Raw genomic sequence first — 17,688 nt, 5'->3', positions numbered from 1 at the left:
AACGCTATCCGGGCCAGTGAGTCTGCTCTATGAACCGCCCCGGGTTGATCGGAGGCTCCAACTCCTGAGAAGGTGGAGCCATGACAAGCAAGGCGACCAACAAGTTCTCTCCCGAGGTCCGAGCCCGTGCGGTGCGGCTGGTTTTGGGTCACGAAGGCGATCATGCCTCGCGGTGGGCGGCGGTCTCGTCGATCGCCGCCAAGATCGGCTGCACGGCGCAGACGCTGCATGAGTGGGTGAAGAAGGCCGGCGCGACAGTGGCGTGCTCGCCGGTGTGCCTACGGATGTGGCGACGAAACTCAAGGCTTTGGAGCGCGAGAGCCGCGAGCTTCGCCAGGCCAACGAGATCCTTCGCAAGGCTTCCGCGTATTTTGCCCAGGCGAAGCTCGACCGCCGGTTCATCGCGTTCATCGACGATCACCGCCAGGCGCATGGAGTCGAGCCGATCTGCAAGGTGCTGCCGATCGCCCCGTCGACCTACCACGACCATGTCGCCAAGCGCATCGATCCCTTCCCGGCTGTCGGCTCGGGCGAAGCGGGATGAGGCTTTGAAGGATGAGGTTCGACGCGTGTTCGAGGCGAACTTCCGCGTCTACGGCGTTCGCAAGGTCTGGCGGCAGTTGCAGCGCGAGCGCTTCGACGTCGCCCGCTGCACGGTTGCCCGCCTGATGAGGCCATGGGTCTTGAGGGCATCATCCTCGGCAAGCCGATCCGCACCACGGTGAGCGACAAGGCCGCACTTTTGCCCTCTCGATCACGTTAATCGCCAGTTCCATGCCCCGGCGCCGAACATGCTGTGGGTCTCCGACTTCACCTACGTCGCGACCTGGATGGGCTTCGTCTATGTCGCCTTTGTCGTCGACACCTATGCGCGAAGGATCGTCGGCTGGCGGGNCCCGCGCAGGGGGGCAGGCTCATCCATCACAGCGACAGAGGCCGCCCAATACACCGAGCGCCTGGCGGAGGCCGGCGTCGAGCCTTCGGTAGGCAGCGTCGGCGAGGGCTACGACAATGCTCTCGCCGAAACGATCAACGGTCTTTACAAGGCCCAGGTGATCCATCGACGGGGACCATGGCGCAACTTCGAAGCCGTCGAATTCGCGACCCTTGAATGGGTCGACTGGTTCAAACATTCGCCGGCTGTTGGAGCCCATCGGCGACATCCCGCCGGCCGAAGCCGAGGAACGCTATTATGCCAGCCTGGAGGAGCCAGCCATGGCGGCGTGACTCAAACGAAACGGCCTCCGGAAAACCCGGTGCGGTTCATAATGCGAAGCTGAGCGATCTCGTTGAGCCGCGCCCCTGAGAGGAGGGCGATGATAGGAAACCAGTAAGCAGCATCACCACCGCCGCCCTCAGGCCGCTTCCCTGCGGTTTAGACCCCTGTCCCGAAGTTGGCCTTGAGGTCCGCCTCAGCGAACGGTGCCCGCCTGCCATCCTCTCCGCGCCGGTCTACCGTGAGGGCGAGGCGCTTGAAGGGATTGGTGAAGCCCGACACCGCATCGACCAAACCCTCCTTCTCCGCCCCACTGACGATAGCCGACAGCAGATTGGGCTCCATGCACAGGCTCATGCGGCCCAAGGTCCCCGGCAAGCAACTCCCTAAGCGGCAAGGCCCTCTGCTTGTCCGTCATCCTCGTCGGCATCTTGACGAGCGCATTGCGGAAGTCTCGGGCCTTGTCCTCCCCGATGTCCCCTAGCCTAACGTCGCCATGCCATTGAGTGAAGTAGCGCATCGGCCGCTCTGCCTCGCGAAGGGTATGGGGTGAGGGGCTGCTTTCCTCCCCTCGCTGGGCTGCCCTTCTGCCACAGGTCATAAGCCTCCGAGAGGAGCGGCCCCTTGCCGGCGCTAGGCTGGGGCGTAGGGATGTCCTCCCGCCTTCTCCCCATCATCTCATAGGCCTTCACGTGCCCCTTGAGCACCGCAAGGCCAGCATCACGGTAGAAGGGGAGGAGGGGTCTATCCGAAGCTGGTGCGCCTTTAGGTAAATGTGAAGCTCCGCCCTGACGATCTCGGGGTTACGTCTCGCCAGTGCCCCGCGATACTCCCGCAGGAGGTCGGCGATGTGCTCTCCAAGGGCTTCAAGGTGCCCCTCTGGCATCCCCTTCTTGCCTCGTCTGTGAGGTCAGGCCAAGCGGCTCTCTCCTCAGGGGTCTGCTCGTGTCGACTAGGGTCGCCCTCTTCGCGCTCCTCTTCTTCGGCCTCAAGCAGGGCGGTGATGGTGTCCGCCTCAATCTGTTCGGGTGATGGGTTGCTGCGCTGCTGGATTCTCCTGTCAGGCGGTCTAGGTTTCGCGCTTCGGCCCGAGCAGTAACACTATGAGGGCAGCGACGAACGTGGCAACAGCACTGTAGCCAATGGCGCTGGTAATCCCCGCATTCTCCACCAATAGTCCGCCGAAAATCGCGCCGGCTGCGATTGCCACTTGGAATGCTATGACCATCAGCACACCGGCGCTTTCGGCCTGCTCGGGAACGGCCCGCCGCACCATCCACGTCTGTAATCCCACCGGCACCGCGCCGAAGGCAAAGCCCCACGCGCCAACCGCAATCCCCGAGGCGAAGGCCGATGCTCCCGCCGTCAGTAGCGAAACAGCCGCTATCCCTATGAGCAGCGGTGCAAGGGCCGCGACTGCCTTGAGACTGTACTCGGCCAGAAGCCCGCCGGCCAAATTGCCGAAGAATCCGCCGATGCCAAAAGCAAACAACACAAGCGAGATCGTCTCAACGTCAAGCGCGGGAATCTTTTCGAGGAAGGCGCGGATATAGGTGATTCCGGCGAAGTGGCCGGAAGCCACCAGCAGGATGACAAAAAGCGCAACCTTGACCATCGGAATCTTTGCCACATCCAGCAGGCTGCGGACGCTAGTCACTCCAATCGGAGGCAGTCTCGGAATGGTTATGAGCTGCACGAGCAGTGTAGCGACGCCGCCGGCTGCGGCGAGCATGAAGGCGCTTCGCCATCCCCAGATCTCGCCGACATAAGCGCCGATTGGAGCTGCGCAGACGGTAGCTACGGAAACGCCGGTGAGGATGATCGACATAGCGCGAGGCAGGAGGTGGCTTGGAACGAGCCGCATCGCCAGTGCTGCCGACATCGACCAGAAGCCTCCGAGCGCTATGCCGAGCACGACGCGTGCAGTCAGGAGAACCGCCAGCGACCACGCGCCGGCCGCCAGAACGTCCGACAGGATCAGCAGCAGCGTCATGGCCCACATGACGGTCCTGCGGTCCAGGCGCTTTGTGATGATGGCCACCGTCGGCGCCGAGATCGCCCCGACGGTAGCTGTCGCCGTCATCGCCTGTCCAGCCGCTCCCTNCCCTCGCTGATACCGAGATCATGCGCGAGGGGCGTGAGCAGGCTGACAGGCAGAAACTCTGCCGTGACCAGCCCGAAGGTGCCCAAGGAAAGCGAAATGATGGCACCCCATGCGGGACCAGACGGTGGGACGGGCTTTTCTGGGTCGTGCAGAACAGCGTTCATGACGCCTGCTGCGGATCGGGTCATGGACGAAGTCTCCACTTTGATGCAATGCAACGTGATGTTGGCTGCCTTGACCCAAATCTAAAAACACAAGCGCATTTCCCGGCGGCGTTGCACGGAGGAGGGGATGTTCATTGCTTCGCGATACTTTGTGACGGTGCGGCGCGCAACATCAATGCCGGTTTCCTTCAGCCGGACAGCGATGTCCTCGTCGGAAAGCACGTCGCCGGGAGATTCTGCGGCAATGATCGCTTTGATCCGATGCCGGACAGCTTCGGCGGAGTGCGCATCGCCGCCTTGGCAGGACGCGATCGCGACGGTGAAAAAATACTTCAGTTCAAAGACGCCGCGCGGGGTAAGCATGTACTTGTTCGAGGTCACCCGGCTTACCGTCGACTCGTGCACGCCGATCGCGTCAGCGACGGTTCTGAGATTGAGAGGCCGCAGGTGGGCGACGCCATGTTCCAAAAAGGCATCCTGTTGACGCACGATTTCAGCCGCAACCTTAACAATCGTCTTGGCGCGCTGATCCAGGCTGCGGATTAGCCAGTTCGCGTTTTGCAAGCATTCGTCGAGAAATGCTTTATCTTTCGAATTTTGGGCAGTTTGACGCGTGACTTCGGCATAGTAGGTTTGGTTGATCAGCAGCTTCGGCAGCGTGGCGGGATCAAGTTCGATCTGCCACCCGCCTTGCGGCGATGGCGTGACCCAGACGTCGGGTATAATTGATTCAGACGCACCGGATTGGAATCTGTTCCCAGGCTTGGGATCGAGCGCCCGAATCTCATGCATCATGTCGAGAAGGTCTTCTTCATCGACGCCGCAATGCTGCTTTAGTGCCTCAAAATCGCGTCGCGCAAGCATTTCAAGATGGGCAACCAAAGCTGCCATTGCCGGGTCGAGCCGGTTTCGCTGGCGCAACTGGATCTCGAGGCATTCTCTGAGACTTCGCGCAAAAACTCCCGGTGGATCAAATTGCTGCAAGGTTCCGAGAACCCGTTCCACAACAGCCTCATGGACATTAAGGCTCTCGGCCAGCTCCAAAAGGTTTGCCCGAAGATAGCCAGTGTCTTCCAGATCGGCGGCAAGCTGGCCAGCGATCAGCCGCTCCTGTGGTGTGAACGCAGTGAGGGCGATCTGACGAGCGACATGGTCGTGCAATGTTTCGGCGAGGGTGGCAAACTCGTCGAGGGAAGGGCCATTGCCCGGCGGGTTGTTGGTCGTGTTGCGAAGTGATTTCCATTGACCGAGCCGTTCAGGCGACCCTGCCCCGGTCAGTCCTTCAACGGCGTTTGCACCAGGGCCGAGAGGCTGATCCGCTCCTGAAATCGAAGCATCGTCAAAAGGCCCGCCATCGTTTGACGCAGATTCCAAGAGCGGGTTCTTCTCGATTTCCCGCTCCACGAACTGATGCAGTTCGGTATGCGCCAGTTGCAGCAAGCGAATCGACTCAATGAGTTGAGGCGATGCGACGATGGATTGCTTCTGGCGCTGAAACAGGCTTGCTGAAGATTGCATGGTGAGTGCGATAATCCTGTCGAGGAGCCTCTTGGGGCCTGCAATGGCGCCAGTGAGACGTTTTCTAGGTCATGCGGCGGCTTTCAGCGTTTCAAGAACGTTTTGCGGGGATGAGACGCCATACGGGTCGGCCTCGCAGTTGTCGGAGAAACCTTCCTCCTCGAACCAGTGCTCCACCACGCCATTGTTGATCAGGGCGGCGTAGCGCCATGAGCGCATCCCGAATCCGAGATTGTCCTTGGCAACCAGCATGCCCATCTTGCGTGTGAACTCGCCTGAGCCATCGGGGATGAGCTTGACCTGCTTCAGGCCCAAGGACTTCCCCCACGCATTCATGACGAAGGCGTCGTTGACTGAGAGGCAGTAAATCGCGTCAATTCCCTCCTTCTCAAACTCATCATAGAGCTCTTCGAACTTGGGCAATTGGTAGGTCGAGCAGGTCGGAGTGAAGGCGCCAGGCAGCGAGAACAGGATGACCCGCTTGCCGGCAAAGTAGTCGTCAGATGTCTTTTCTTCCCAGCGATATGGATTTGGCCCCTGGACCGACTTATCGTGAACACGCGTGAGAAAGGTAACGAAGGGAACTTTCTTTTGAAATGTCATCAAGTTGCTCCTAAAGAAGAAAACTGCCGTTGATTTCTGGCAGAGGCTGACGCAATACCGAGAAAAGGCTCGTATGCTCGGGCACGGAAGGACTCGCGGCTCGCAACCTCCTGATCCCGACGTATGGGGACGTCCTGGCTGCTGGCCTTTGCCATCCGAACGCAATCGATCTGAGCGAGCTGGACACCGTCGAGCCGTTTGCTTTCCACGGCTATGGCGCTGCAAGCGGGATCGATCACTCGCTCGCGTGCCCAGGGAAAAGTGATAGCGGCCGGAAGTAGCCAATGTCGCAAGCATGTGCAGGCCTCAAATGTGACTTTACGCAACAGACCCGCGTCACTGGACTGGTTCAGCGTGTTGTCGATATGTGGCGGTGACCCGCTGACCTTGGCTTGGGGGACCCTTTGACGGGGACTCTTCGGCACTCACATGCTGAACAGAACCGGCAAACCGCATTTGCGCGCGCGGCCCGTGTTGGCGTGCCGGCATCGGACCAGCCATGCGCAAAGCGGCCATCCAGAACGGACTTCCGGAGGAGACGATGTCCCGATGTTCAGCTGGAAGGAGCACCGTCTCCTTAGGCCACGGTCTAGAGCTTCGCGTGTCGGGCATGGTGCAAGTCGCTTTCATCGTGATTTGATAGTGCTCTAACCAGGAGCAGCAAGCGGCGTGCCATTTCGAATAGAGGTGCTGTTGACCGCCCCCTCCTTCTCGGAGGCCGTGTCTTAGAAGATCTGGCGCGCGCTATAACCGCCTCGTCACACAGGCAACAACGATGCTGTATGGTGCGGATATTCGGCGCTTCGGCCCCGGCTGGGCAAAGAAGACCGGAAGCCGAGCCGATGCACTACCTGAGGCTGGCGGGCACTCCAGTCATTGCGTAGCGTGTGCCGCTAGCATTCATGGGTGCGCAGGCACCGCGAACACGCGCCTTTCGCGGCAACATGAGCGCGCGCTCTTGGGCAAGCGCCTTGGCCCCGTGAGGATCGAATTCCCCAATCGTGTCTGTTTGCCGCCCTCTTATGTTCGAAACTGGACCAGAATGTCGCAAGCCCGACCTAAAGGTCGCCGAGGCGTTCTGTCCGACACTGTTCGGTCGCCTTTGTTGGCCCGCGACACCGGCCTATTTCGCCTAGCTCTTCTCTGGCCTCAGGCTAAGCCCCTAAAAGCATCACAGATTTTTTTCTTCGGTCGGCCAAATTGGCACGAGTTTTGAAGCCTCTTCGTTGCGGGCCGGGAGCCGCCGACCGACTTTCATTTCGTGGATGGCACGAATGGAACGAAGAAAGAAAAGCAAAATGTCAAATCCGCGTCGGATAGCGTCTATGGGCATGGTGTGCTCGGCGAAACCGCCCTTACCCAACAGCTCGCCGCCCTTGTCGACCCTTGCGCAGGAAAGCTTGGCCGGCGGCGGCTCAAATGCCCACCGCGCCGACTTTGTCCTGACCTCGAAGGTGCAAGATAACGTTCCGCATCTCGCCGCGCGATGTGCCTAGACAGTTACGCGTTAGCCGTTCTTGATAATCGGTCTGCCTTCGGAGACGTCATCTATATGCCGTCTTAGGTCTTCGCTGCCGCAGCGCCCGCCGGTCACCTTCCGCCCTCGCTATTGAGTGAAGTGCCACCATGTCCGAACAACCCTTGCCGACGCTGCCGATGTGGCGCCTCGATCACATTGAGCCATCGCCCGAGATGTTGGCGCTACGCACCAATGGTCCGATCCACCACGTGCGCTTCCCGTCCGGGCACGAAGGCTGGTGGGTCACAGGCTATGACGAGGCCAAGGCGGTGTTGACCGACGCGGCGTTCCGGCCCGCGGGAATGCCGCCGGCGGCATTCACCCCGGATTCGGTGATTCTCGGTTCGCCAGGATGGCTGGTCTCGCACGAGGGGGGCGAGCATACGCGGCTACGCACGATCGTGGCGCCGGCCTTCAGCAACGGCAGGGTGAAGCAGCTCGCGCAGCAGGTGGAGGCGATCGCCGCGCAGTTGTTCGAGACGCTGGCGGCCCAGCCCCAGCCCGCCGATCTGCGGCGCCACCTCTCCTTTCCGCTTCCTGCGATGGTCATTGGCGCGCTGATGGGCGTGCTCTACGAGGATCACGCCTTTTTTGCAGGGCTGTCCGACGAGGTGATGACGCACCAGCATGAAAGCGGCCCGCGAAGCGCGTCGCGCTTGGCCTGGGAAGAACTCCGCGCCTACATTCGCGGCAAGATGCGGGACAAGCGCCAGGATCCGGGCGACAACGTGCTGACGGATCTGCTCGCGGCGGTCGACCAGGGCAAGGCGACCGAGGAAGAGGCGATCGGCCTGGCGGCAGGCATGCTGGTGGCGGGGCACGAGAGCACCGTGGCACAGATCGAATTTGGCCTGCTGGCCATGTTCCGCCATCCGCAACAGCGCGAACGCCTGGTGGGCGATCCATCCCTGGTGGACAAGGCCGTGGAGGAAATCCTGCGCATGTACCCGCCGGGCGCCGGCTGGGACGGCATCATGCGCTATCCGAGGACCGACGTGACCATCGCGGGCGTGCATGTTCCCGCAGAGAGCAAGGTGCTGGTCGGCCTGCCGGCGACGTCGTTCGATCCGCGCCATTTCGACGACCCGGAAATCTTCGACATCGGACGTGACGAAAACCCGCACCTGGCGTTCTCCTACGGGCCGCACAGCTGCATCGGCTTGGCGCTGGCCAGGCTGGAACTAAAAGCGGTGTTCGGTTCGATCTTCCAGTGCTTTCCCGCGCTGCGCCTGGCGGTGGCGCCCGAAGAACTGGAGTTGCGCAAGGAGATCATCACTGGCGGGTTCGTGGAGTTCCCGGTGCTCTGGTGATGCGCGGACGCCACGAGGAATCGCGATGTCCTCGAATTCCGGCGCCCCTGCCGCGCGCCGATCAGATCAGCCAACCAACAGGTGACCAAGATGGACGTGCAAGAAACCACGGCAGCATGCCGGGACGCCTTCGCCGAACTCGCGTCGCCAGCGTGCATTCAGGACCCGTACCCATTCATGCGGTGGTTGCGCGAGCACGATCCGGTACATCGCGCGGCGTCGGGCCTCTTTCTGTTGAGCCGCCACGCCGACATCTACTGGGCGCTTAAAGCCACTGGCGATGCTTTTCGGGGACCGGCGCCGGGCGAACTGGCGCGCTATTTCCCGCGTGCGGCGACCAGCCTGTCGCTAAGTTTGCTGGCGTCCACTTTAGCGATGAAGGAACCACCAACGCATACGCGTCTGCGCCGGCTGATCTCGCGCGATTTCACCATCGGCCAGATCGACAACCTGAGGCCGACCATCGCTCGCATTGTCGCAGCGCGCCTGGACGGCATGGCGCCCGCGCTGGAGCGCGGGGATGCGGTGGACCTGCATCGGGAATTCGCGCTGGCCTTGCCCATGCTGGTTTTCGGCGAACTGTTCGGCATGCCCCCGGACGACATTCTCGGGCTCGTCACCGGCATCAGCGCCATTCTGGAAGGCCTGAGCCCGCACGCCAGCGATCCCCAGCTCGCCGCGGCGGACTCGGCCAGCGCCAAGGTTCAGGCCTACTTCGGCGACCTCATACAGCGCAAGCGCTCCGATTCCAGCCACGACATCGTGTCAATGCTGGTCGGCGCACACGACGGCGATGCCGAGATGCTGTCGGATACGGAATTGATCAGCATGCTCTGGGGCATGTTGCTGGGCGGCTTCGCCACCACTGCCGCGGCCATCGGCCATGCTGTCCTGGCGATGCTGGCGTATCCCGAACAGCGGCACTGGCTGAAAGGAGATGCCATGGGGGTAAAGGCATTCGTCGAAGAAGCCCTGCGCTACGACGCGCCCGCCATGTTCAGCTCCATTCCGCGTATCGCCCAGCGCGACATCGAACTGGGCGGCGTGGTGATCCCGAAGAACGCGGACGTGCGCGTTCTGATCGCGGCCGGCAATCGTGACCCGGACGCCTTCGCCGATCCGGACCGCTTCGATCCCGTGCGGTTCTACGGCACCAGTCCTGGCATATCGATCGACGGGAAGATCATGCTGGCCTTCGGCCACGGCATCCACTTCTGCCTTGGTGCGCAACTGGCCCGGGTGCAGTTGGCCGAGAGCCTGCCGCGGATCCAGGCGCGCTTCCCCACGCTGGCATTGGCCGAGCAGCCGACCCGGGAGCCCTCCGCGTTCCTTAGGACGTTCCGCGCGCTGCCGGTGCGGCTGCATCGGCAGGAGGGCTGAGATGCGCGTCGTGGTCGATCAGGATCTGTGCGGAACTACCGGGCAGTGCGTGCTGACGCTGCCGGGCGCCTTTCGCCAGCGCGAACCGGACGGGGTGGCCGAAGTGTGCGTGGCGACGGTCCCGCAGGCGCTGCACGCCGCCGTGCGGCTTGCGGCCAACCAGTGCCCGGTCGCCGCCATTCGGGTCATCGAAAGCGATGCTGGCCATGACGAGCGCGCCAGCGCGGACCCTGCGCCTTCTCCGGCGCAGGCCGAGCGGCATGCTGCGAAAGACCAATGCAATTCAGGAGACACGATGGCAAGATTTGAAGGCAAGGTGGCCGTGGTGACCGGCGCCGGCGCCGGCATCGGCAAGGCATGCGCTCTCGCCATCGCGCGCGGGGGCGGCAGAGTGGTGGTGGCCGACATTGATGGCTCGGCGGCCATCGCCTGCACCGCGCAGATCGCGGCCGAAGCAGGCCACGCGCTGCCCATAGCCATGGATATCGCCGATGAGCAGGCGGTGGCAGCGCTGTTCGAGACGGCGGAGCGGCACTTCGGGGGGGTCGACCTGCTGGTGAACAATGCGAGCGCCATGCATCTGACCCCGCGCGACTGCGCGATCCTCGACCTGGACCTGGCAGTCTGGGACCAGACCATGGCGACCAATCTGCGCGGCACGCTGCTCTGCTGCCGGCAGGCCATCCCACGGATGATCGACCGCGGCGGTGGCGCGATCGTCAACATGTCGTCGTGCCAAGGGCTCAGCGGTGACAAGGGGCAGACGTCCTACGGCGCGTCGAAGGCGGCGATGAACATGCTCTCGGCTTCGCTCGCCACCCAGTACGGTCATGCGCAGATTCGCTGCAACGCGGTTGCGCCGGGTCTTATCATGACCGAGCGTCTCCTCGCCAAGCTGGACGAGTGCATGCAACGGCATCTGCGCCGGCACCAGCTCCTGCAGCGCGTCGGCCGCCCCGAGGACGTGGCCGCGCTCGTGGCGTTCCTGCTCTCCGCCGATGCTGCGTTCATCACCGGCCAGGTCGTGTGCATCGATGGCGGCATGCTGGCGCATGTGCCGACATACGCCGACGGTGGCAACAGCTGCGCCGCGCGCCCTGCCGGCGACACCGAATCGGCGACGGCGGCGCGCTGCTGATGGACATACTGCTCAACCCACTCAACCGTCGGCACCGGCTGCGATCCGACATCCCGGTCATGCCCGGCGCTTTCCCCCTGGTCGGGCATCTTCCCGCCATTGTCTGCGACCTGCCGCGCCTGCTGCAACGCGCAGAACGGACGCTGGGCAGCCACTTCTGGCTGGATTTCGGCCCTGCCGGACATCTGATGACCTGTGTGGATCCGGACGCATTCTCTCTGCTCAAGCACAAGGACGTGTCCTCGGCGCTGATCGAAGAGATCGCGCCCGAATTGCTTGGCGGAACGTTGGTTGCCCTGGACGGCGGCGCGCACCGGCAGGCGCGCGATGCCATCAAGGCAGCGTTCTTGCCCAAGGGGCTGACCCAGGCCGGGATCGGCGACCTGTTCGCGCCGGTCATCCAGGCGCGGGTGCAGGCGTGGCGCGCCCGCGGCGAGGTAACTATCCTGCGCGAGACCGGCGACCTGATGCTGAAGCTCATCTTCAGCCTCATGGGAATCCCCGCGCAGGACCTGCCGGGATGGCATCGCAAGTACCGGCAATTGCTGCAGTTGATCATCGCGCCACCGGTCGACCTGCCCGGATTGCCTTTGCGGCGCGGCCGCTCCGCCCGCGACTGGATCGACGCGCAGTTGCGCCGGTTCGTCCGCGATGCGCGCGCGCATGCCGCGCGCACCGGGTTCATCAACGACATGGTGAGCGCTTTTGACAGCAGCGACGGTCCGCTCTCCGATGACGTCCTGGTCGCGAACATTCGCTTGCTGCTGCTTGCCGGTCACGACACCACTGCCTCGACGATGGCCTGGATCGTGATCGAGCTGGCGAGGCAGCCTGTGCTGTGGGACGCCCTGGTCGAGGAGGCGCAACGCGTGGGCGCGGTGCCGACCCGGCACGCGGACCTGGCGCAGTGTCCGGTCGCCGAGGCCCTGTTCCGCGAGACACTGCGCCTGCATCCGGCGACCACGCTCCTGCCGCGTCGCGCGCTGCAGGAATTGCAACTCGGCCAACGGCGTATTCCCGCGGGCACCCACCTATGCATCCCGCTGCTGCATTTCTCGACCTCGGCGCTGCTGCACGAGGCGCCTGATCAGTTCCGCCTGGCGCGGTGGCTGCTACGCACAGAACCGGTCCGGCCCGTGGACATGCTGCAGTTCGGTACCGGCCCACACGTCTGCATCGGCTACCACCTGGTATGGCTGGAAATGGTGCAGTTCTGCATCGCCTTGGCGCTGACCATGCACAAGGCCGGGGTGCGGCCGCAGTTGCTGAGCGACGTCGAAAAAGGCCGGCGCTATTACCCGACCGCACATCCGTCCATGGCAATCCGCATAGGCTTCTCATGAGCTGGCGTCGCACGCCCTGTGTGGCAAGGCAGCGGCGCCGGCGGGGCGCGGCATTGCTGCACTCAGCGCACGCACTCGTGTGACGACTTGCGCTCGCCGTGGCCGTCTCAGCTACAAGGACATGAACAACATGCAAACCGGTTCCACAATACACGACGACCGAACTGGCGTTTCCGCATTCGGCGGGTTGGGCGCGCAGGCGCGCGGCGCATCTGGCGGGCTGCTCCCGGAGATCTGGATGCAGGACGGCGCAAAGCGGGTCGAACAGGCGCTGGCGCGTCTGCTCTGCGCCGAAGACGACGGTAAGACAGAGCTGATGGCAGCCATGCGCTACGCCACCTTGCATGGCGGGAAGCGCACCAGAGCCTTGCTCTGTCTGGCTGCCGGCGCACTGGCGGGCACGCCGGCGCACATGCTCGACGACGTCGTTGCCGCCATCGAGATGATGCACGCCTGTACCCTGGTCCACGACGACCTGCCCGCGATGGACGACGACGTGCTTCGCCGCGGCCTTCCGACCGTGCACGTAAAGTTCGGCGAAGCCACTGCGATCCTGGTCGGCGATGCGCTGCAGGCCCACGCCTTCCTGACCCTGGCGAGCCTGGATGCGCCGGGCGACAATCGTATCGCGCTCGTGCGTGAACTGGCGCAGGCGGTGTCCGCCGAGGGTGCCGCAGGCGGGCAGGCCATGGATTTGTCGCTGGTCGGAAAGCACGCCGGGCTGGACAGGATCCTGGCGATGCACCGGATGAAAACCGGAGCGCTAGTGCGCGCGTCGGTTCGCATGGGCGCGCTATACTCCATCGCGGAGGATGCCGCGCACACTACGCTGTACAGTGCGCTCGATCGCTACACCGCCTGTTATGGCCTGGCGTTGCAGGTGGCCGACGACATTCTCGACGCGACGGCGAATACCGCGACTCTTGGCAAGACCCCCGGCAAGGACGCGGCCGCGCAGAAGCCGACCTGCGCGTCGATCATGGGGTTGCAGGCAGCGCGCCAGTTCGCGCTGTTTTTGTTGCACGACGCCGGGGAGGCCATCGCCCCTCTGGGGGCGCGTGCGGAAGGGTTGGCGCAGATGCTGCAGCGGGCCAACGTCTATCTGTCCGCGCCATACGCATGAGCGCGCCCATCCATAAGGACTTGCCGCTGTGCTGCTGCGATCGGCCGGGCGGGCGCTGCATGCTGCACTGTGTTCGTGTCGGCGGCGACGTGCGCGGCGTCTGCCCGTTTCTGTTCTCATAGCCCTCTGCAGAAGGAAAATCCCGCGTGAACGCGCTGTCCGAACAGATCCTTTCCGAATTGCGCCACCTGCTGAGCGAGATGAGCGACGGCGGCAGCGTCGGTCCGTCCGTATACGACACGGCGCGAGCTCTGCAGTTCGACGGCAAAGTCACCGGTCGGCACGAGGCATACGCGTGGCTCATCGCGCAGCAACAGGCCGATGGCGGATGGGGAGGTGCGGACTTCCCGCTGTTTCGCCATGCGCCCACCTGGGCGGCGCTGCTGGCATTGCAGCGTGCCGATCCTCTTCCCGGCGCCGCCGACGCAGTCCAGGCTGCAATCCGGTTCCTCGAGCGCCAGCCCGATCCCTACGCGCATGCGGTGCCTGAAGACGCGCCCATCGGCGCGGAGCTGATCCTGCCGCAGTTGTGCGACGAGGCCGCATCCTTGCTGGGCGCCTTGGCGTTTCCGCGCCACCCGGCGCTGTTGCCGTTGCGGCAAGCACGCCTGGTCAAGCTGGGGGCTGTGGCGACCTTGCCGAGCGGCCATCCGTTGCTGCACTCCTGGGAAGCCTGGGGGGCGTCGCCGGCCACCGCATGCCCGGACGACGACGGCAGCATCGGCATCAGTCCGGCGGCCACCGCCGCGTGGCGTGCGCACGCCGTGACACAGGGAAGAACGCCGCAGGTCGGGCGCACCGACGGGTATCTGCAGGCGGCATCGCGGGCAACGCGCACCGGCATCGAAGGTGTCGTTCCCAACGTCTGGCCGATCAATGTGTTCGAGCCATGCTGGTCGCTGTACACCCTGCATCTGGCCGGTCTGTTCGCGCATCCCGCGCTCGCCGAGGCGGTGCAAGTGATCATCGCGCAGCTTGACGCCCGCCTCGGCGTGCGCGGTCTGGGCCCGGCCTTGCACTTCGCGGCCGATGCGGACGACACCGCCGTTGCATTGTGCGTCCTTCGCCTTGCAGGCCGCGACCCGGCGGTCGATGCATTGCGCCATTTCGAAACCGGCGAGCTGTTCGTCACCTTCCCCGGCGAGCGCAATGCCTCGGTGTCGACCAACATCCATGCCCTGCATGCGTTGCGAATGTTAGGAAAACCCGCCGCCGGCACCAGCGCCTACGTCGAGGCCAATCGCAACCCGCACGGTCTATGGGACAACGAAAAATGGCACGTTTCGTGGCTGTATCCCACCGCGCATGCGATTGCTGCGCTCGCGCAAGGCAAGCCCCAGTGGCGCGAGGAGCGCGCGCTGACAGCGCTGCTGCAGGCGCAGCGCGATGACGGCGGCTGGGGCGCCGGTCGCGCGTCCACATTCGAGGAAACCGCCTATGCGCTGTTCGCGTTGCACGTGATGGACGGGAGCGAAGAGCCGACCCGGCGCCGGGGCATCGCGCAGGCGGTGGCGCGGGCGCTGAAGTGGATGCTCGCCTGCCACGTGGCGCATTCACTGCCCCAGACGCCGCTGTGGATCGGCAAGGAACTGTATTGCCCGACCCGGGTGGTGCGCGTGGCCGAACTCGCCGGGTTGTGGCTGGCGCTTCGTTGGGGGCGGCATGTTTTGGCCGAGGGAACAGGAGCCGGGCCATGATCCCGACCGATCGCGCGCTGCAGCAGGTGCTGGAATGGGGGCGTTCCCTGACCGGGTTCGCCGACGAGCATGGCCTGGAAGCAGTCAGGGGCGGCCAGTATATCCTACAGCGCATCCATCCGAGCCTGCGCGACACCAGCGCCCGCACCGGCCGCGATCCGCTGGACGAAACGCTGATCGTGGCCTTCTATCGCGAACTGGCGCTGCTGTTCTGGCTGGACGATTGCAACGACCTTGACCTGATCGCGCAGGAGCAGCTCGCCGCGGTGGAGCAGGCGCTGGGGCAGGGCGTGCCGTGCGCGCTACCAGGATTCGAGGGCTGTGCTGTGCTGCGCGCTTCGCTCGCCGGGCTCGCCTACGATCGTCGCGACTATGCACAGCTTCTCGAGGATACCCGGTGCTACTGCGCGGCGCTGCGCGCCGGACACGCGCAGGCGGCAGGGGCAGAGCGCTGGTCCTACGCCGAGTACTTGCAGAACGGCGTGGATTCGATCGCCTACACGAACGTGTTCTGTTGCCTGTCGTTGCTGTGGGGGCTGGACATGGCGACCTTGCGCGCGCATCCGGCGTTTCGCCAGGTCCTGCGGCTCATCTCCGCGATAGGGCGCTTGCAGAACGATCTGCATGGACAAGAAAAGGATAGGTCGGCCGGCGAGGCCAACAACGCGGCGATCCTGCTGCTGCAGCGCTATCCGGCCATGCCTGTCGTGGAGTTCCTCAAGGACGAGCTGGCCGGCCACACACGCATGCTGCACCGGGTGATGGCGCAAGAACGCTTTCCCCGGCCGTGGGGACCGCTGATCGAAGCCATGGCGGCCATCGGCGTGCAGTACTACCAGACCTCAAACAGTCGCTACCGCAGCGACCTTGCGGGGGCAGCCCAGCGTGCGCCGGCCTGAACGAGCGGAAAACGGCGGCGTGCGCGCGCTGCCGTCGGTCCGACCCGACGCAACGCCGTCGCCCGATGACGCGGATGGAGCGAGCATCAGCGACACCAAGTTGAGCCGGCGCAAGGACGACCATCTGGACATAGTGCTGGATCGGCCAACGGCACGGGCCAAGGCCGCTGGCTGGGAGTACATTCGTTTCGAACACTGCGCATTGCCCGAGTTGGACCTGACCCAGATCGACCTCAGCGCCTCGCTGCTGGGCAAGACCATGCGCGCGCCTCTGCTGATCAGCTCCATGACCGGCGGCATGCCACGCGCCGAGGCCATTAACCGCCATCTGAGCGAGGCAGCGCAAGCCTTGGGGATCGCCATGTGCGTCGGTTCGCAGCGCGTGAGCCTGCAATCCCGCAACTCCCAGGGGCTGACGCGCGCGCTGCGCCGCCTGGCCCCGGACGTTCCCTTGCTGGCCAATATCGGCGCCGCGCAACTGCGCGAGGCCGACGGCCTGGACCTCGCGCGCCGGGCGGTGGATGCACTAGAGGCCGATGGACTCATTGTCCATCTCAATCCGCTGCAGGAAGCGGTACAGCCGGAGGGCGACCGCGACTGGCGCGGCGTCCTGGCCCAGATCGCTCGCGCCGCACGTAGCGTCGGCGTGCCGATCGTGGCCAAGGAAGTGGGGTCGGGCCTCTCTGCCTCGGTGGCTTGTGCGCTCGTTCAGGCGGGCGTGGCGGTGATCGATGTCGCCGGCGCCGGCGGCACCAGTTGGGCCGCAGTGGAGGGCGAGCGGGCCCCCGATGCCGCCGACCGTACAGTTGCGATGGCGTTCGCCGATTGGGGGATCCCGACCCCGGCCAGCGTGCAGGCGGTACGTCGGGCGCTGCCAGCGGTGAAGCTGATCGCGTCGGGCGGGGTCAGCGACGGCGTCGACGTGGCCAAGGCTATCCGCCTCGGCGCGGACATCGCCGGGCAGGCAGCCGGCGTGCTGCGCGCGGCTACGGTATCCACCGAGGCCGTTGTCGCGCATTTCGAGATCGTCATCCGCCAGTTGGCCGTCGCCTGCTTCTGCACCGGCTCGGCTGATCTGGCGGCGTTGCGCCAGGCCCGCTTATTGCCCTCGGCCCATCTGCCCGCCGGTTGATGCCGGCGTAGCCCGCAGGTGGCGGCGGGCGCATAGCCTTACTGAGTGAGAAAGTCTCGGAAGCGGGGACGCGCTGGTCACGGGGTTGTTCGGGTGCTGCTTCGTGATCGGGGAGGCACCCCGCCATGCCCCGAACGGACAGCCGAGAGTAAAGCGGTATTCGACGGCTATGTCGATGCTTGATCAGGGTGGTCACGCCGATCGAGCCGAGCCCCTGAAAGGGCCGGAACACCAGGTGCGGCGGGAGACCGGCAGGAGCAGATGGTGCAAATCCATTGCAATGAAGGAGTATTCCTGCAAGCAACGGAGAAGGTAAGTCAGCCTCAATCCCTTGTGTTTGCTTGGTGTTATGCAAATTAGGCACCGATGCACATTGCCCCGGTAGTGTGCTGAGAGTTCTGCGCTGAGAGGGGGCGGTCATGGCAGGCTGGTGATTATTCACGTCACCTGATTCCCGCGAAGGAACGCCGCCATGACCAAGACTGAAGTTAAGACCGCCAGCGCTGCCGTCAAAGACATTTTGCTTTCGAACCCGGATGGAT

General features: G+C 64.2%; 11 protein-coding genes, 3 pseudogenes and 1 other annotated feature. Of the genes and pseudogenes, 10 read left to right on the top strand and 4 right to left on the bottom strand.

Features of this window, described 5'->3' with window-relative positions; all coding sequences use genetic code 11:
* Window positions 1–80: 80 nt before the first annotated feature.
* A pseudogene (locus tag X771_RS01000000164800) lies at window positions 81–1,227 on the top strand (IS3 family transposase).
* Window positions 364–472, top strand: a sequence feature (AL1L pseudoknot). Its footprint overlaps the pseudogene before it by 109 nt.
* Window positions 1,228–1,375: 148 nt before the next feature.
* Here the strand turns inward: X771_RS01000000164800 and X771_RS156680 are convergent.
* The 4 genes and pseudogenes from X771_RS156680 to X771_RS156695 form a co-directional block, all read right to left on the bottom strand.
* Window positions 1,376–1,561: a hypothetical protein gene (locus tag X771_RS156680; RefSeq protein ID WP_156935974.1), complete on the bottom strand. Its 186-nt coding sequence runs from the start codon at window positions 1,559–1,561 to the stop codon at window positions 1,376–1,378.
* Between the two features lie 724 nt (window positions 1,562–2,285).
* Window positions 2,286–3,508 (bottom strand): annotated as a pseudogene (locus X771_RS01000000164795) (MFS transporter).
* Window positions 3,509–3,565: 57 nt separating this feature from the next.
* Complete coding sequence (gene rpoN, locus X771_RS156690) at window positions 3,566–5,002, bottom strand: RNA polymerase factor sigma-54 (protein ID WP_023687327.1); 1,437 nt, start codon at window positions 5,000–5,002, stop codon at window positions 3,566–3,568.
* A gap of 69 nt (window positions 5,003–5,071) precedes the next feature.
* Entirely contained in the window at window positions 5,072–5,605 is a 534-nt protein-coding gene (locus X771_RS156695) for a peroxiredoxin (RefSeq protein WP_023687326.1), read from the bottom strand.
* 1,626 nt (window positions 5,606–7,231) lie between these two features.
* Between X771_RS156695 and X771_RS156705 the strand changes: the two genes are divergently transcribed.
* From X771_RS156705 to fni, 9 genes and pseudogenes are all read left to right on the top strand, one after another.
* Window positions 7,232–8,434: a cytochrome P450 gene (locus tag X771_RS156705; protein WP_023687324.1), complete on the top strand. Its 1,203-nt coding sequence runs from the start codon at window positions 7,232–7,234 to the stop codon at window positions 8,432–8,434.
* Between the two features lie 90 nt (window positions 8,435–8,524).
* Window positions 8,525–9,814, top strand: a complete 1,290-nt coding sequence (locus X771_RS156710) for a cytochrome P450 (RefSeq protein WP_023687323.1) — start codon at window positions 8,525–8,527, stop codon at window positions 9,812–9,814.
* 1 nt (window position 9,815) lies between these two features.
* Window positions 9,816–9,941: pseudogene (locus tag X771_RS1000000169855) on the top strand (ferredoxin); the annotation flags it as partial.
* A gap of 168 nt (window positions 9,942–10,109) precedes the next feature.
* Window positions 10,110–10,952: an SDR family oxidoreductase gene (locus X771_RS156715; protein WP_023687322.1), complete on the top strand. Its 843-nt coding sequence runs from the start codon at window positions 10,110–10,112 to the stop codon at window positions 10,950–10,952.
* Window positions 10,952–12,295, top strand: coding sequence for a cytochrome P450 (locus X771_RS156720; protein WP_023687321.1), 1,344 nt, complete (start codon window positions 10,952–10,954; stop codon window positions 12,293–12,295). The genes X771_RS156715 and X771_RS156720 overlap by 1 nt, the downstream gene beginning before the upstream one ends.
* Window positions 12,296–12,416: 121 nt before the next feature.
* Window positions 12,417–13,418, top strand: a complete 1,002-nt coding sequence (locus tag X771_RS156725) for a polyprenyl synthetase family protein (RefSeq protein WP_198025816.1) — start codon at window positions 12,417–12,419, stop codon at window positions 13,416–13,418.
* Window positions 13,419–13,564: 146 nt separating this feature from the next.
* Window positions 13,565–15,115, top strand: a complete 1,551-nt coding sequence (locus X771_RS156730) for a hypothetical protein (protein ID WP_023687319.1) — start codon at window positions 13,565–13,567, stop codon at window positions 15,113–15,115.
* Window positions 15,112–16,014, top strand: coding sequence for a hypothetical protein (locus X771_RS156735; RefSeq protein WP_023687318.1), 903 nt, complete (start codon window positions 15,112–15,114; stop codon window positions 16,012–16,014). The genes X771_RS156730 and X771_RS156735 overlap by 4 nt, the downstream gene beginning before the upstream one ends.
* An 85-nt stretch (window positions 16,015–16,099) precedes the next feature.
* Window positions 16,100–17,146, top strand: a complete 1,047-nt coding sequence (gene fni / locus X771_RS156740; protein WP_031202500.1) for a type 2 isopentenyl-diphosphate Delta-isomerase — start codon at window positions 16,100–16,102, stop codon at window positions 17,144–17,146.
* Window positions 17,147–17,688: the final 542 nt, after the last annotated feature.

Origin of the sequence: Mesorhizobium sp. LSJC269B00 (genome assembly GCF_000502815.1) — a bacterium.
Taxonomy (GTDB): Bacteria; Pseudomonadota; Alphaproteobacteria; order Rhizobiales; family Rhizobiaceae; genus Mesorhizobium.
This window is presented reverse-complemented; position numbering and strand designations above follow the sequence as displayed.

Coding starts and splice junctions, on each gene's coding strand:
- rpoN (WP_023687327.1), bottom strand. CDS start 5,002: ATGCAATCTTCAGCAAGCCTGTTTCAGCGCCAGAAGCAATCCATCGTC.
- X771_RS156705 (WP_023687324.1), top strand. CDS start 7,232: ATGTCCGAACAACCCTTGCCGACGCTGCCGATGTGGCGCCTCGATCAC.
- X771_RS156735 (WP_023687318.1), top strand. CDS start 15,112: ATGATCCCGACCGATCGCGCGCTGCAGCAGGTGCTGGAATGGGGGCGT.
- X771_RS156720 (WP_023687321.1), top strand. CDS start 10,952: ATGGACATACTGCTCAACCCACTCAACCGTCGGCACCGGCTGCGATCC.
- X771_RS156715 (WP_023687322.1), top strand. CDS start 10,110: ATGGCAAGATTTGAAGGCAAGGTGGCCGTGGTGACCGGCGCCGGCGCC.
- X771_RS156695 (WP_023687326.1), bottom strand. CDS start 5,605: ATGACATTTCAAAAGAAAGTTCCCTTCGTTACCTTTCTCACGCGTGTT.
- X771_RS156725 (WP_198025816.1), top strand. CDS start 12,417: ATGAACAACATGCAAACCGGTTCCACAATACACGACGACCGAACTGGC.
- X771_RS156710 (WP_023687323.1), top strand. CDS start 8,525: ATGGACGTGCAAGAAACCACGGCAGCATGCCGGGACGCCTTCGCCGAA.
- X771_RS156680 (WP_156935974.1), bottom strand. CDS start 1,561: ATGGAGCCCAATCTGCTGTCGGCTATCGTCAGTGGGGCGGAGAAGGAG.